13 protein-coding genes are annotated in these 14,264 nt (G+C 72.1%); 5 read left to right on the top strand and 8 right to left on the bottom strand.

Annotation, left to right across the window (positions count from 1 at the left end; all coding sequences use genetic code 11):
• Positions 1–70: 70 nt before the first annotated feature.
• The 4 genes from WME83_RS32765 to WME83_RS32750 form a co-directional block, all read right to left on the bottom strand.
• Positions 71–193: a hypothetical protein gene (locus tag WME83_RS32765; RefSeq protein WP_267898722.1), complete on the bottom strand. Its 123-nt coding sequence runs from the start codon at positions 191–193 to the stop codon at positions 71–73.
• Positions 194–401: 208 nt separating this feature from the next.
• A complete protein-coding gene (locus tag WME83_RS32760) occupies positions 402–971 on the bottom strand; it encodes a hypothetical protein (RefSeq protein WP_437313644.1) in 570 nt (189 codons plus the stop codon).
• A gap of 27 nt (positions 972–998) precedes the next feature.
• Positions 999–1,961 (bottom strand): prolyl aminopeptidase, encoded by a 963-nt coding sequence (pip, locus tag WME83_RS32755; protein ID WP_437313643.1) that lies wholly within the window; start codon positions 1,959–1,961, stop codon positions 999–1,001.
• A gap of 156 nt (positions 1,962–2,117) precedes the next feature.
• The gene (locus tag WME83_RS32750) at positions 2,118–3,953 is read right to left on the bottom strand and encodes an AMP-dependent synthetase/ligase (protein WP_437313642.1); all 1,836 of its coding nucleotides are present in this window, start codon (positions 3,951–3,953) and stop codon (positions 2,118–2,120) included.
• Between the two features lie 249 nt (positions 3,954–4,202).
• Between WME83_RS32750 and miaB the strand changes: the two genes are divergently transcribed.
• The 4 genes from miaB (at position 4,203) to WME83_RS32730 (ending at position 7,994) form a co-directional block, all read left to right on the top strand.
• Positions 4,203–5,684, top strand: a complete 1,482-nt coding sequence (gene miaB, locus WME83_RS32745; protein ID WP_437313641.1) for a tRNA (N6-isopentenyl adenosine(37)-C2)-methylthiotransferase MiaB — start codon at positions 4,203–4,205, stop codon at positions 5,682–5,684.
• A 1-nt stretch (position 5,685) separates the two neighbouring features.
• Complete coding sequence (locus WME83_RS32740; RefSeq protein WP_437313640.1) at positions 5,686–6,276, top strand: gamma carbonic anhydrase family protein; 591 nt, start codon at positions 5,686–5,688, stop codon at positions 6,274–6,276.
• Positions 6,273–6,473 carry a sulfur carrier protein ThiS gene (thiS, locus tag WME83_RS32735; protein ID WP_437313639.1) on the top strand — a complete coding sequence of 67 codons (201 nt, stop codon included), beginning with the start codon at positions 6,273–6,275 and terminating at the stop codon, positions 6,471–6,473. Before WME83_RS32740 ends, thiS begins: the two co-directional genes overlap by 4 nt.
• 63 nt (positions 6,474–6,536) lie before the next feature.
• On the top strand, positions 6,537–7,994 hold the full coding sequence (locus WME83_RS32730) for a VanW family protein (RefSeq protein ID WP_437313638.1): 1,458 nt from the start codon (positions 6,537–6,539) through the stop codon (positions 7,992–7,994).
• A gap of 10 nt (positions 7,995–8,004) precedes the next feature.
• Here WME83_RS32730 and WME83_RS32725 read toward each other — a convergent pair whose 3' ends face one another.
• The 4 genes from WME83_RS32725 to WME83_RS32710 form a co-directional block, all read right to left on the bottom strand.
• Positions 8,005–9,222 carry a cytochrome P450 gene (locus WME83_RS32725; RefSeq protein WP_437313637.1) on the bottom strand — a complete coding sequence of 406 codons (1,218 nt, stop codon included), beginning with the start codon at positions 9,220–9,222 and terminating at the stop codon, positions 8,005–8,007.
• The gene (locus WME83_RS32720; protein WP_437313636.1) at positions 9,219–10,448 is read right to left on the bottom strand and encodes a cytochrome P450; all 1,230 of its coding nucleotides are present in this window, start codon (positions 10,446–10,448) and stop codon (positions 9,219–9,221) included. Before WME83_RS32720 ends, WME83_RS32725 begins: the two co-directional genes overlap by 4 nt.
• A gap of 100 nt (positions 10,449–10,548) precedes the next feature.
• A complete protein-coding gene (locus WME83_RS32715) occupies positions 10,549–12,132 on the bottom strand; it encodes a DHA2 family efflux MFS transporter permease subunit (protein WP_437313635.1) in 1,584 nt (527 codons plus the stop codon).
• 24 nt (positions 12,133–12,156) lie between these two features.
• Positions 12,157–13,398, bottom strand: coding sequence for an HlyD family secretion protein (locus tag WME83_RS32710; RefSeq protein ID WP_437313634.1), 1,242 nt, complete (start codon positions 13,396–13,398; stop codon positions 12,157–12,159).
• A gap of 178 nt (positions 13,399–13,576) precedes the next feature.
• Here WME83_RS32710 and WME83_RS32705 point away from each other — a divergent pair, with 178 nt between their 5' ends.
• Complete coding sequence (locus tag WME83_RS32705) at positions 13,577–14,263, top strand: TetR/AcrR family transcriptional regulator (protein WP_437313633.1); 687 nt, start codon at positions 13,577–13,579, stop codon at positions 14,261–14,263.
• Position 14,264: the final 1 nt, after the last annotated feature.

Genomic DNA, 14,264 nt, shown 5'->3' with positions numbered 1-14,264 from the left:
ACTGGCGAGCGGCAAGGCTCCGGCAGCAAGTCGACGCGAGCGGCGGGCTCGACGTTCGGCCCAAGCTTGCTCACCGCTTCGGTGCCACCGGCAGCCCGAGCAGCTGACCGATCGCCTCGTGCACGACCCGGGCCGCCACGTCATCCCCGAGGGCGACGGCTCGGCTCAGGGTGGCGGCGAGCGACGCAACCACGGCGGCTCGAGGCGATGGATCGACCGTCGCGAGTTCTCCGGGCCCAGGGCTCGGCGGTTGGGCCGGGGTTGGGTCCATGCCGTCCGAACGGGTGCGATCCGTCGTCACGCCCTCCCGAAATCCCGACGAAAGTAACGGATCGCGACGGTTCGACGCCGCGGCGGAATCCTGGCGGGATTTCTGACGCACGGAGCTCGGCGCGTTCAGCCTACCGCAGCGCGGCGAGCAGCTCGGCAAAGCCGCGCTCGGGATCGTCCGGGAAGAAGCGGAGCTCCAGCGTCCCCTTCGGCAGCGCGCCGAACGCGCGCCACCGGCCGCGGAGCTCCTCGAGCGCGGCGTGCGTCGAGGCCACCCGCTCTTCGGTGATCGCGACCGGCGGCGCGATGCCGGCCCCGGCAGCGCCCTCGAGCATGGAGGCGCGCCGCGCCTCGTTGGTCGCGAGAGGGTCGTACCAGCCGGCGTTGGCGAGCGCCTCGGCGAAGAGCAGCTCCCGCTGGTCCTCGCCGAAGCCGCGGTACTTGTCGGCCCCGCCGGCGCGGGTCGCCTCGGCGTTGATGCGCGCCGGATCCATGCCCGCGTCGACCCGACCCCAGAAGCCGTGTCGCAGGCCGAACGCCGACTCCACCACGAGGTGGATGAGGTCGTGGGGCAGGTGGTCCCCGTAGGTCGGAAACACCCAGGAGGTCTCGGTCCCGTCGCGGCGATGCACATAGATGCGATCGCGCTGGCCGGGGACGCGGACGAAGGCGGCTCGCAGGAAGGGCGCTCCGGTGCTCATGCCGCGAGCGTACCGCACGCGCGCGCGTCAGCGGAACCGGTCGGTCGCCTCGATGAGCTCGTGCAGGATGCCAGGCTCCATCGCCGAGTGCCCCGCGTCCGCCACGATGCGCAGCTCGGCCTCCGGGAACGCGCGGTGCAGCGCCCACGCGCTCTCCGGCGGACAGACGACATCGTAGCGGCCTTGCACGATGACCGTGGGGATATGGCGGATCCGGTGCACGTCGTCGAGCAGCTGCGTCTCCGACGTGAGGAACCCCTTGTTCATGAAATAGTGGCACTCGATCCGGGCGAACGCGAGGGCGAACTCCTCTCCTGACGTCTTCATCACGAGCTCCTGGTTCGTGAACAGGCAGCTCGTCCGCCCCTCCCACACGCTCCACGCCCGCGCCGCCTGCTGCCGCAGCTGGGGATCGGGGCTCGTGAGCCGCCGGTGGTAGGCCGTGAGCAGATCGCCCCGCTCGGCCTCGGGGATGAACGCGAGGTACTCCTCCCACGCGTCCGGGAAGATCGCGCTCGCGCCGCGCTGATAGAACCACTCGAGCTCCTGCTTCCGCAGGAGGAAGATGCCGCGCAGCACGAGCTCCGTCACCCGCTCCGGGTGCTTCTCGGCGTAGGCCAGCGACAGCGTGCTCCCCCACGAGCCGCCGAACACCAGCCAGCGCTCGATCCCGAGGTGCTCGCGGAGCGCCTCCATGTCCGCGACGAGGTGCCAGGTGGTGTTCTCCTCCAGGCTCGCGTACGGCGTGCTCTTGCCGCAGCCCCGCTGGTCGAAGAGCACGATCCGGTAGGCGGCCGGGTCGAAGAAGCGCCGCTGCTTCGGCTCCGTGCCCCCCCCGGGGCCGCCGTGCACGAAGATCACCGGCTTGCCGCGCGGATTGCCGGACTCCTCGAAATAGATCTCGTGAAGATCGGAGACGCGGAGCCTGCCGGCGCGGTACGGCTCGATCTCGGGATACAGCGTTCGCCTCTGGATGCCTGTCATCGTCATGCCGCTCCCGTCCGTTGACCCGGCGTCCTGCCCGCGCCAGCGCGCGCCAGCGTACGCCAAGGCGCGCCGGGAGGGGAGAGGGCGTGGACGGGAAACGGCGGAAACGGCGGGGAACAGCGGGGAGCGCGGGCGCGCCGGCCTCGGGGCGGCGGCCGCTCAGCGGGCCGGCGCGGCCTCGCGGGGCTCGGCCTTGGACGCGCCGCCGTAGAGCGCCTCGAGCGCGGGTCCGTACTTCTGGAGCGCCACGCGCCGCTTCAGCTTCAGGGTCGGCGTGAGCATCCCGTTGTCGGCGGTGAAGTCCTCGGCCGCGAGGGCGACCTTCTTGATCTTCTCGAAGGACTTGAAATCCGCCGCGTACCGGTCGACCTCCTCCTGGACGTGCGCGACCACGCGCGGGTGCTTCAGCATCGCGTCGGGCGACTCGAACGTGAGCCCCTGGCCCCGCGCCCACTCGGTGAGCGCCGTCATCTCGGGCACGACCAGCGCCACGTTGAAGGGGCGGTTGTCGCCGTAGATCATCGCGCTGTTGATCAGCGGAGACAGCTTGATCTTCTCCTCGAGCGGGGCCGGCGCGACGTACTTGCCGTTCTCGAGCTTGTACTGCTCCTTGATGCGGCCCGTGACGAAGAGATAGCCCTCGTCGTCGAGGTAGCCCAGATCGCCTGTGCGGAAGCCGCCGTCCTCGGTGAAGACGGCCTTGTTCTCCTCGTCGCGCTTGTAATAGCCCATCATGACGTTCGGGCCGTAAATGACGATCTCGCCCTGCTTCGGATCGTGCGTCTCCGACTTGTCGATGACGACCCGTACCCCCGGGATCGCCTTGCCCACGCTGCCGAGGCGGCGGGCCCCCGGGTAGTTCACGCTGGCGACGGGCGACGTCTCGGTGAGGCCGTAGCCCTCGTAGACGGTGATGCCGAGCGCGTCGACGAACTCGGCCACCTGGTACGAGAGCGCCGCGCCGCCGCTGATCGCGTACTTCAGCTTTCCGCCGAACTTGGCGCGGATCTTCGAGAAGATGACCCGGTCCGCCACGGCCAGGGTGAGCCGCTCGACGAGGTTGAGCGGCTCGCCCTTGTTCTGCTTCGTCGCGGCGCGCAGCCCGGCGCGGAACAGGCCCTGGATGACCGCGGGCTTCTCGGTCATCTGCTTCTGCACCCCCTCGTAGATGCGGTTGAAGATCCGCGGGACGCTCATCAGCACGGTCGGGTGCACCTCGGCGAGGTTCGCGACGATCTTGTCGACCGACTCGCTCAGCGCCATCGACGCGCCGACCGTGATCATCACGTGGAGCTCGCCGGTGTGGCCGAACGAGTGGGCCCACGGGAGGAACGACAGGCTCCGGTCGCCGCTGCCGAACGGGATGAGATCCACCACGGCGCAGACGTTGGAGGCGATGTTGCCGTGAGAGAGGATCACCCCCTTGGGATTGCCGGTCGTGCCCGAGGTGTAGATGAGGCACGCCGTGTCCTTCGACGTCGGCTCGATGGAGGGCGCCGGGCTCTTCTCGCCCGCGGCGAGCAGCTCCTTGTACGAGATGGTCCGCGCGCCGGGGACGCCGTCCGCCGGCCCAGCGGGCTCGAACAGACAGACGACGTGCTTCAGCGAGGGCGCCTTCTCGGGGAGGTCCTTGCATTTGCCGTAGATCTGCGGCGTGGCGACGATCGCGGCGACGGCCTCGCAGTCGTTGATGATGAACGCCCACTCGCTCGGCAGCTGCGCCTCGTACATCGGCACGACCGCGACCCCCATGCTGAAGCAGGCATAGGCCGAGACCGCCCACTCCACACGGTTGTTGGAGATGAGGGCCACCCGATCGCCCCGCTGGACGCCGAGCGACGCCAGGCCGCCGCGAAACCTGGCGACGAGCTGCCCGAACTCCGCATAGGTGATCCAGTCCCAGCGGCCCTCGGTCTTCGTGCCGAAGATCGGCTGGGGCCCATGCTGCTTCAGCGAGCGATCGAGCAGTTCTACCAGGTTTTCCAGTTTCGCCATCGGGTCTCCTCCCGGGGCGATTTTTACCATGATGCCCCGGCGGCTCTGCGTCCTTTTGGCGGCGCGCGGCGCCGGCGTCGCTCGGGCCAGCGCCGGATCTGTCCCGCCCGTCCGCACCCGTCCGCGGATCCCGGCCGCGTTGCCGCGCGGGATGGCCGTGTCGCGCCGCCCGCGGGCGGCAGGAGCGGGGGCGCCGGGCGCGCGAGGTGGCGGCCTCGGGCCCCTTCTGTTAGAGGGTGCATCGCTTCGATGCCCCGGTATTCGATCACGACGTTCGGCTGCCAGATGAACGTGCACGACTCCGAGCGGATGCACGACGTGCTCCGCCGCGCCGGCTACACCGAGGCCGGCGGTCCGGACGAGGCCGACGTGCTCGTGCTGAACACCTGCAGCGTGCGCGAGAAGGCCGAGCAGAAGCTGCGGAGCGAGGTGGGGCGGCTCGCGCGCTGGAAGCGCGAGGGCGAGGGGCGGGTGGTCGTCGTCGCCGGGTGCGTGGCGCAGCAGGAAGGGGAGCGCCTCCTCAAGCAGATGCGGACGATCGACGTCGTGGTCGGGCCCGACAACATCCCGGAGCTGCCGGGCCTGCTCGGCGACCTCGCGATCGGCGGCCTGCCGGTCGCGCGCACGGTGTTCGACCTCGACGCGCCCCGGTTCCTCGTCGCGTCGCCGCCGCCCGCGTCGCGCGCCGCGCCGACGGCGTTCGTGACCATCATGAAGGGCTGCGACGAGCGGTGCTCGTTCTGCATCGTCCCGCACACCCGCGGGCCGGAGCGCTACCGGCCGAGCGACGAGATCGTCGCCGAGATCGCCGCGCTCGTGGCCGCGGGGACGCGCGAGGTCACCCTCCTCGGCCAGACCGTGAACAGCTACCGCGACCCGCTCGGCGCGCTGCCGCGGGCCCCCGGCGCGAGCGCGGACGACCCGGACGAGAGCGAGTTCGCCGCGCTGCTCCGGCGCGTCGCGGCCGACGTCCCGGGCCTCGCGCGGCTGCGCTACACGAGCCCGCACCCGCGGCACCTCACGCCCTCGCTCCGCCTCGCCCACGCCGAGCTCGCCGTGCTGCCGCGCCACGTGCACCTGCCGGTGCAGTCGGGCTCGGATCGGGTCCTCCGGCGGATGATCCGCCGCTACACGCGCGCCGAGTACGTCGCGCGGACGCGGGCGCTCGTGGAGGCGGTCCCGGGGCTGACGCTCTCGACCGACATCATCGTCGGCTTCCCGGGCGAGACCGAGGACGACTTCGCGGCGACGCTGTCGCTCGTGCGCGAGGTGGGGTTCAAGGGGCTGTTCGGGTTCAAGTACTCGCGCCGCCCGCACACGCCCGCGCTGAAGCTGCCGGACGACGTGCCCGAGGGCGTGAAGGGCGAGCGGCTCGCGCGCCTGTTCGAGGAGAGCGAGGCGCTGCTCGCCGCCCACCTGTCGGGCCTCGTGGGGACGACGCAGGAGGTGCTCGTCGAGGGGCGCGACAAGGAGCGCGGGCACGGCGGCCAGGGCGGCGCGCTCTGGTCGGGCCGGACGGGGCGCCACGAGATCGCGCACATCGAGGGCGCGGCGGAGCTCGATCTGCTCGGCGAGGTCGTCGAGGTGTCGATCGCGCGGGCGAACAAGCACTCGCTACAGGCCGAGCTCACGGAGGCGGCGCGCGCCGCGGCCCGGCCGCGGCCGCGGGGCGGCGCGGAGCCGCGGCCGGCCCGGCGCTCGCTGCCGGTGGTCGCCGCCGAGGGGGGCTGACGTGGCGCTCGTCCTCGACTTCGGCGGGGCGTCGCCGCGGCTCGGGCGCGACGTGTTCCTCGCGCCGAACGCGACGGTGATCGGCGACGTGGAGCTCGGCGACGAGGCGAGCGTGTGGTTCGGCGCGGTGCTGCGCGGGGACATCGGCGCGATCCGCGTCGGCCCGCGGACCAACGTGCAGGACCTCGCGTGCCTGCACCTGACGAGCGGCGTCTCGGAGACGATCGTCGGCGCCGACGTGACCATCGGCCACGGCGCGATCCTGCACGGCTGCCGCGTCGGGGACGGGTGCCTGATCGGGATGGGGAGCATCGTGCTCGACAACGCGGTGATCGGCGAGGGCTCGGTGATCGCCGCGGGCGCGGTGGTGCCGCCCGGGAAGGTGATCCCGCCGCGGTCGCTGGTGCGCGGCAACCCGGGGCAGGTGATGGGGGAGGTGCGGCCGGATCAGGCCGAGCTCGGCCGGCTGGGCGCCGCGAGCTATGTGGAGAACGCGCGGCGCTTCCGCGCGGCGCTCGCCGCGGCGGGCGAGCCGGGGGCCGCCGCGGCGAGGGGCGATGGTGGCGCGATGCACGAGGTGAAGAGGCCATGAACATCACGGTGAACGGGGAAGCGCGCGAGGTGCCGTCGGCGGTCACGGTGCGGAAGCTCGTCGAACTGCTCGGGCTGACCGAGGGGCCCGTGGCGGTGGAGCGCAACGGCGAGGTGGTGCCGCGGGCCGAGCACACGGCCGCCGAGCTCGCCGAGGGCGACGTGATCGAGATCGTGCACTTCGTCGGCGGCGGCTGAGCCCGCCTCGTGATCTAGCGTTCTTCCAGTTCGTCCGCGATCCGGGTAGCATGGCGAGCTGCCGTGGATACGAGGGCCCTCGCTCTGGTCTTGGCGCTCGGCAGTTCGGCGGGCGTGGGCGCCGCCCTGGCGGTGCGCGACGCGCTGCCGGCGTCCCCGGTGGTCCGCGGCCTCTCGATCGGCGAGCGCTTCGTGCCGGACGGCGCCGCGCCGGAGGCGTGGCTCGAGGCGAGGCGCGACGCGCTCCGCGGCCGCCTGGTCCGGCTCCGCCACGACGACGTCGACCTGACGGCGACGCTCGGCGAGGCGGGCGTCGAGGTCGACGTCGGCGAGACGCTCGCGGGGGCGCGGCGCGTCGGCCACGAGGGGCCGTGGGCGCGGCGGCTCCGGGAGGCGCGGCGGGCGCGGCGCGGCGAGATCGACGTGCCGCTCGTCTGGGCGGTCGACGAGGCGCGGGCGCGCGCCTTCCTCGAGCGGCTCGCCCCGCAGGTCTTCCGGATCCCGGTGGACGCGCGGCTCGATCTCGCCAACCGGCGCAAGATCCCGGAGCAGGCCGGCCGGGAGCTCGACGTCGACGCCTCCCTCGCCGCGCTGCGCGCCGGGGATCACGAGGACGAGGAGCTCATCGAGCTCGCCGTCCGGTACACCACCCCCAAGATCACCGTCGACGACCTGGTGAGCGTCGACGTCAGCCGGATCGTCGCGGCGTACGAGACGAAGTTCAAGCGGCACGGGAAGGAGGCCGGGCGCGCCGTCAACATCAAGACCGCGGCGTCCAAGATCGACGGCACCATCCTGGCGCCCGGCGAGACCTTCTCGTTCAACGCCCACGTCGGCCCGCGGACCCGGAAGAACGGCTTCACCATCGCCCCGGAGATCCTCGGCGACGAGACCGTCCCCGGCTACGGCGGGGGGACGTGCCAGGTCTCCAGCACGCTCTTCGCCGCGTCGCTCTTCGGCGCGCTCGACACGCTGGACCGCCAGAGCCACTCCCGCCCGAGCGCCTACATCCCGATGGGGCTCGACGCCATGGTGACGTACCCGGAGTCGGATCTGAAGATCAAGAACACGCTCCCGTTCCCGATCATGATCCACGCCTACCTGCCGACGCCCACGGTGCTCCGCGTCGAGATCCTCGGCGGCGACCCGGTGGCGGAGGTCGATCACCGCATCTCGGCCGAGCACACCGACGACTTCATCCGGCGCATCTACGTGAAGTCCGAGCTCTCCGAGGGCGAGGTGAAGCGCCACCAGAAGGGCTCGTGCGGGTACGACGTGAGATCGTATGTCACCGTCCGTTACAAGGACGGCCGGGCCTCCGAGCGCAGCTATACGAGCGAGTACAAGCCCGCGCCCGAGGTGTTCTGGGTCGCGCCCGGATACGACCCTTCCGCGCTGCCGGAGGTCCCCGAGCACGCGAAGGCGGTCGAGGAGCTCCAGGAGGGGGAGACCCCCGCGGGCGAGGCCCCCGCGGCCGAGACCCCCCCTGCGGAGGCGCAGGGCGACGGCTTCTCGATGTGAGCGGGGCGCCTCACGCGGGCCGGGCGCTCCGGTCGAAGCGCAGCGGCAGGCTCTGCAGCCCCCGCAGGCTGAACATCGTGCGCCACACGACGGGCCCCGGATCGCGCGAGAAGGGCGGCAGTCGGCGGAAGATCTCCTCGAACGCGATCTTGCCCTCGAGCCGCGAGAGGGGCGCCCCGACGCAGAAGTGGATACCGAAGCCGAAGCCCACGTTGCCGCGCTGCTCCCGGGTGATGTCGAACCGGTCCGGATCGCTGAACTGCGCCGGATCCCGGTTCGCGGAGGCGATGATCGGCATGACGATCGCGCCCTTCGGGAGGGGGACGCCGGCGAGGGTCACGTCCTGGGTCGCCCGCCGCATCAGGATCTGCGCCGGCCCCTCGTAGCGGAGGACCTCCTCGATGAAGCCCGGGATCAGCGCCGGCTCCTCGCGGAGGCGGCGCAGCGCGTCCGGGTGCTCGAGGAGCGTGAGGGTGCCATTGCCGATGAGGTTGGTCGTGGTCTCGTTGCCCGCGACGAGCAGGAGGACCACCATGCCGAGCACGTCGTCCGGCGAGAGCTGGCCGTACTCCACCTCGCCGCGGATGAGGTCGCTGATCAGGTCCTCGCGCGGCCGTCGCTTCCGCTCCGCGATCATGTCGTGGAAGTAGGCGCGCATCTCGCGGCGGCTCCGGAGGATGCGCTCGACCTCCTCGTCGGGGATCCGCCCCATCCCGGTGCTCACGGAGTCGTCCGACCAGCGCTTGAAGTCCGCGCGGAGCGACGGATCGACGCCGAGCATCTCGGAGATGACCGTGACCGGCAGCGGCACGGCCAGGTCGTCCATCATGTCGAAGGTGTCCTTCGCGAGGATCCGATCGATGTACTCGGTCGTGATCGCGCGCACCCGCTGCTCGAGCCGCGCGATCGCCCGCGGCGTGAACGCGCCGCTGACGAGCTGGCGTATCCGGGTGTGGACCGGCGGATCGCTCATGAGGACGTTCACGTCGCTGACGACGAGCGGCTCGCGCTGGAGCCGCTCGTCCTGCGTGCTCTGCCGCGCCGCGAAGGTGTCGGACGAGAAGAGCTCGGGGTGCTTCAGGACATAGACCACATCGTCGTAGCGGCTCACCGCCCAGAAGCCCCCCGGCTCGACCTGACACACCGGCGCCTTCTCGCGGAGCTCGGCGTACACCGGATAGGGGTTCTGCGTGACCTCGGGCCCGATGAGACTGAACGCGTAACTCATGATGTCTCCTCCGTGTTGGTGCGGTCGAAGCGTAGGGGCAGGCGCCGCAGCCCGCGCAGGCCGAACGATCGGTTCCACGAGAGCGGCCCCGGCTCGCGCGAGAAGGGGGGCAGCCGCCGGAGGATCTCCTCGAACGCGATCTTGCCCTCGAGCCGCGAGAGGGGCGCGCCGACGCAGAAGTGGATGCCGAAGCCGAAGGCCACGTGGCCGCGCTGCTCCCGGGTGATGTCGAACCGGTCGGGGTCGGGGAAGTGCGCCGGATCCCGGTTCGCCGCGGCGACGAGCGGCAGGACGGTCGCGCCCTCGGGGATCGTGACCCCGGAGAGGGTCACGTCCCGAGTCGCCCGCCGGGTGAGCAGCCGGACCGGCCCCTCGTAGCGGAGGACCTCCTCGATGAAGCCCGGGATCAGGGCCGGCTCCTCGCGCAGGCGCCGCAGCGCGTCCGGGTGCTCGAGGAGCGTGAGGGTGCCATTGCCGATGAGGTTGGTCGTGGTCTCGTTGCCCGCGACGAGCAGGAGGACCACCATGCCGAGCACGTCGTCCTCGGTCAGCACGCCGTACTCTACCTCGCCCCGGATGATGTCGCTGATGAGGTCCTCGCGCGGCCGTCGCTTCCGGTCCGCGATCATCTCGTGGAAGTAGGCGCGCATCTCGCGGCGGCTCCGGAGGATGCGCTCGACCTCCTCGTCGCTGAGCGGCTGGGAGCCCGCGGGCACGTTGAGGGTGTCGTCGGACCAGCGCTTGAAATCGGCGCGGAGCGACGGATCGACCCCGAGCATCTCGGCGATGACCGTGACCGGGAGCGGGACGGCCAGGTCCTCCATCATGTCGAAGGTGTCCTGCGCGAGGATCCGGTCGAGGTGCTCGGTCGCGATGTCGCGGACCCGCGCCTCGATCCGCGCGATCGCCCGCGGCGTGAAGGCGCCGCTGATGAGCTTGCGCATCTCGGTGTGGTCCGGCGGATCGCTCCTGAGGAGGCTCGTGTCGCCGACGAGCAGGGGCTCGCGCAGGAGCCGCTCGTCGAGGAGGCTCCGCCTCACCTCGGCGGTGCGGGACGAGAACAGCTCGGGGTGCTTCAGGACGTAGACGACATCGTCGTAGCGGCTCACGGCCCAGAAGCCGTTCGGCTCGACCTGGCAGACGGGCGCCCGCTCGCGCAGCTCGGCGTAGCGGGGGTGCGGGTTCTCGATGACCTCGGGCGCGAGGAGATTCAACGCGTGACGCATGGTTCCCTCCGTGGCTTGATGCTCGGGCGCGGCGCGGCGCGCCTCCTGATGAATCCGCGGTACGGCGGGCGACGGGCGGTGAGCTTCCGGCGCGCTCGGCTCAGTGCCCCGCGGACACGGGGCCGCCCCGGCCCCTCCCGAGCAGGAACACCAGCGGGAGCGTGGCGACGACGAGCACCGCTGTCACCCAGAACGTGTCGTTGAACGACATCACGGCGGCCTGCAGGTTCACGATTCCGTCGAGCACGTGGAGCGCCTTGTCGCGCGCGTCGGCCAGATCGAACCCCTTCGCGGCGAACGCCGAGGTGTACATGCCGACGCGCTCCAGGGTCGCCGGGTCGCTCGCCCCCATGTGGCTCACCAGGACCGCGCGGTGGAACGCCTGCCGGTCGGCGAGCACGGTGGTGAGCACGGCGACCCCGACGCTGCCCCCGAGCTGCCGCGTCAGGCTGTAGATGCCGGTCGCGGCGGCGATGTCGCGCTTGGGGAGCGGCCCGAGGGTGGCCATGCTGAGCGGCAGGAACATCAGGGTCGTGCCGAACGACCGGATGATCAGCGGCCAGAACAGGTCGCCCGCGCCCGTCACGGGCGTCAGCTGGTGGAGCTGGAAGAGCGCGACGAGCAGGATGAGCCCCCCCGCGACGAGGAGCGCGCGCGGGTCGAACCGGTTCACGAGCCGCGCGACGAGCGGCATCGACAGGGCGGAGGCCAGCGCGCCCGGCAAGAGGAGCATGCCCGTCTGCTGCGACGTGTAGCCGAGGATCGACTGGGCGAAGATGGGCACGGCGAAGAGCGCGCCGTAGAGGCCCATGCCGATGACGGCGGAGAGGAGGCTCCCCGCCCAGAGCGAGCGGTGCCGGAGCACGCGCAGGTCCACGATGGGGCGCTCCGACGAGAGCTCGCGGTGGACGAACAGGGCGAGGCTCACGGCCGCGATCGCGGAGAACGCGACGATGAACGGCGAGCCGAACCATTCCTCGGCGTGGCCCTCCTCGAGCACGGTCTGCAGCGAGCCGACGCCGACCGCGAGCAGGGCGATCGCGATCCAGTCGACGCCGCCGCGCTCGCGCTCGCCCGCGGCGTCCGGCGGCAGGAAGGCCAGGCACATCAGCACGGCCGCGATGCCGAGCGGGACGTTGATGAAGAAGATCCACCGCCAGTTGATGTTCGTGACGATGTAGCCGCCGAGCGTCGGCCCGATCGTCGGGCCGGCGATGACGATGGACGAGAAGAAGCCCTGCGCCATCGCCTGCTCTTCCTTCGGGAACGTCTCGAACAGGATCGACTGCGCCTTCGCGAGCAGGCCGCCGCCGCCGAGCCCCTGGAGCACGCGGGCGACGATGAGCATCGGCAGGCTGCTCGCGACCCCGCAGAGCACCGACGCCGCGGTGAAGGCGACGAGCGAGAAGACGAAGTAACGCTTCTTTCCGAAGCGGTGCCCGAGCCACGCGGTGAGCGGCAGGATGATGACGTTCGCGATGGCGTAGCTCGAGACGACCCAGCTCACCTGCGTGAGCGTGGCGCCGAGCGAGCTCTGCATCTCGGTGAGCGCCACGTTGACGATGCTCGTGTCGACGATCTCGAGCAGCGCGCCCAGGGCCACGGCCGCGGCCACGAGCCACCGGTTCGCGTTGACGGGCGCGACGGCGTGCGCCGGCGCGGCCGCGATAGCCGCCTCTGCCATGGCTCCTCCTCTCCTCCTCGATGCTCACTTGCTCGCGTCGACCGTCAGCTCGACGCTCATCCCGGGGCGCAGCGCGAGGTCGGGCGGCGCGTCGTGGAGGCGGATCCGCACCGGCACGCGCTGGACGACCTTGGTGAAGTTGCCGGTCGCGTTGTCCGGCGGCAGCAGGCTGAAGCGCGCGCCGGTGGCCGCGGAGAAGCTCTCGACCTCGCCGTGCACGGTCACGCCGGGGTAGGCGTCGACGGACACGCGCGCGGGCTGCCCGACGCGCATGTGCGCGAGCTGCGTCTCCTTGAAGTTGCCGGTCACCCAGACCTGCCGCGCCGGGACGAGCATCCCCACGGGCTGGCCGGGGGAGACCAGCTGCCCGACGGAGAGGGTCTTCTTCGACACGATCCCGTCCTGCGGCGCGACGATGCGCGTGTACGACAGCTCGAGGGCGGCCAGGTCCCGCGCGGCCTGGGCCGTCTCGACCTGCGCGTGCGCCACGCGGGCGCGGGCGCGCGCCAGCGCGATGAGGGCGTCGACGTTGCTCGCCTGCTGGACCCTCGCGCTCGCCTCCTCGACCCGGCTGAACGCCTGCGTGGTCGTGGCCTTGAGCGCCGCGAGGTGCGCCTTCGCCTGCTCCAGCGACGCGCCGGCGACGTCGACGGCCGCCTCTAGCTGGTCGAACTGGGCCTGGGCGAGCGCCCCGGTCTCCACGAGCCGCTTCGCGCGGTCCCGCTCGAGCGTGGCCTGCTCCAGGGTCGCCGTCGCCGAGGCGACGTGCGCCTCGCCCTCGGCGATCTGCTGCTTCGACGCGCTCGCGCTGCTGGCCGCGCCGTGCAGCGACGCCTCGGCCACCGACTTGTTGCTGCGCGCGTCGGTCTCGGCGATGCGCTCGTCGGCGTCGGCCGCGTCGGCGCTCGCCCTGGCCGCCGACAGGCTCGCCTCGGCCTGCGCGAGCCGCGCGCGCGCGGGCTCGGCGTCGAGCTCGGCGAGCACGTCGCCCGCCTTCACCGCCTGGTTCTCCGCGAACAGGACCTTCACCACCACGCCCGGCGCGCGCGCCGGGACGGACACCACCTCGGCGTCGATCTGCGCGTCGTCCGTGGTCTCGAGCCCGCGGTGCGCGACGTACCAGCCCGCGCCCGCCGCGACGGCGAGCGCGAGCGCCGCCGCGGTGATGCCGACCGCCTTGCTCGGCTTGCCCGTCTTGACCGCCTGGGAGGCCGCCTCGGGGGGAGCCGCCGCCTCTCCAGGGAGAGCGCTCGTCGTCGTGGACATGTCGCCGCCTGCTCCTCGTCGCCTCGACGGCGGGCGCAACCGGCGCCGCGTACCTAAGGCAACCTGTGGTTGCGATAGAGATACCACGAGGATCGCCAAAGACAACTGCTTGTTGCCATAACCCGGACGCGCCATGCTCCACGGGTCGCGCCGTCGTGGTTGAATGGAGCCCCTCGGGATGCGGAGCGTCACCTCGTCCCCTCTGAAAGAGCCTTCTCCGGCCCAGTCCGGTGGCGCGGCGGGGCGCCGCCGGACCGGCACGCACGGCGCGCGGCACGGGGGTCGCAGCGAGCGCGTGGTGCGGGCGGTGATGCAGGCGGCCGCGGCGGAGATCGCGCGCGCGGGCTACGCGGCGCTGCGGGTGGAGGACGTGGCGGCGCGGGCGGGCGTGAACAAGACGACGGTCTACCGCCGCTGGCCCACGAAGGCCGAGCTCGTGATGGCGACGCTGCGCTCATTCTCCGACGACCGCCAGGCGCCGCCGGACACCGGCGCGCTGCGGCTCGATCTGCTCGAGCTCCTGCGGCGCGTCGTCGCCGCCGCCTCGACGCCCGAGGGGCAGGGCATCTCCCGCATGCTCATGGCCGAGATGCACATGCCGGAGGTCGAGGCGCTCGTCCGCGCGCTCCGCGAGGAGCGCCTCGCCCCGTGGCGGGACGTGCTCGAGCGCGGCGTCGCGCGCGGCGAGCTGCCGCCGGGCACCGATCTCGACCTGATGGCGGAGATGATCCGCGGCACCGTGACGAACCGCCTCTTCCGCCTGCGCGCGCCGGTCGACGACGGCGTCCTGGCGTCGATCGTCGACGTCGTGGTGCTCGGCGCGAAGGCCGGCGGCGCGCTCCGCCGCGCCCCCGGCGCGCCGTGAG

The sequence above is a fragment of the Sorangium sp. So ce385 genome (assembly GCF_051474135.1).
GTDB lineage: Bacteria > Myxococcota_A > Polyangia > Polyangiales > Polyangiaceae > Sorangium > Sorangium cellulosum_D.
This window is presented reverse-complemented; position numbering and strand designations above follow the sequence as displayed.

Bases quoted from the DNA above. Each gene is read 5' to 3' on its own strand.
- thiS (WP_437313639.1), top strand. From the start codon at position 6,273: ATGAACATCACGGTGAACGGGGAAGCGCGCGAGGTGCCGTCGGCGGTC.
- WME83_RS32725 (WP_437313637.1), bottom strand. From the start codon at position 9,222: ATGAGTTACGCGTTCAGTCTCATCGGGCCCGAGGTCACGCAGAACCCC.
- WME83_RS32750 (WP_437313642.1), bottom strand. From the start codon at position 3,953: ATGGCGAAACTGGAAAACCTGGTAGAACTGCTCGATCGCTCGCTGAAG.
- miaB (WP_437313641.1), top strand. From the start codon at position 4,203: ATGCCCCGGTATTCGATCACGACGTTCGGCTGCCAGATGAACGTGCAC.
- pip (WP_437313643.1), bottom strand. From the start codon at position 1,961: ATGACGATGACAGGCATCCAGAGGCGAACGCTGTATCCCGAGATCGAG.
- WME83_RS32705 (WP_437313633.1), top strand. From the start codon at position 13,577: ATGCGGAGCGTCACCTCGTCCCCTCTGAAAGAGCCTTCTCCGGCCCAG.
- WME83_RS32710 (WP_437313634.1), bottom strand. From the start codon at position 13,398: ATGTCCACGACGACGAGCGCTCTCCCTGGAGAGGCGGCGGCTCCCCCC.
- WME83_RS32760 (WP_437313644.1), bottom strand. From the start codon at position 971: ATGAGCACCGGAGCGCCCTTCCTGCGAGCCGCCTTCGTCCGCGTCCCC.
- WME83_RS32720 (WP_437313636.1), bottom strand. From the start codon at position 10,448: ATGCGTCACGCGTTGAATCTCCTCGCGCCCGAGGTCATCGAGAACCCG.
- WME83_RS32715 (WP_437313635.1), bottom strand. From the start codon at position 12,132: ATGGCAGAGGCGGCTATCGCGGCCGCGCCGGCGCACGCCGTCGCGCCC.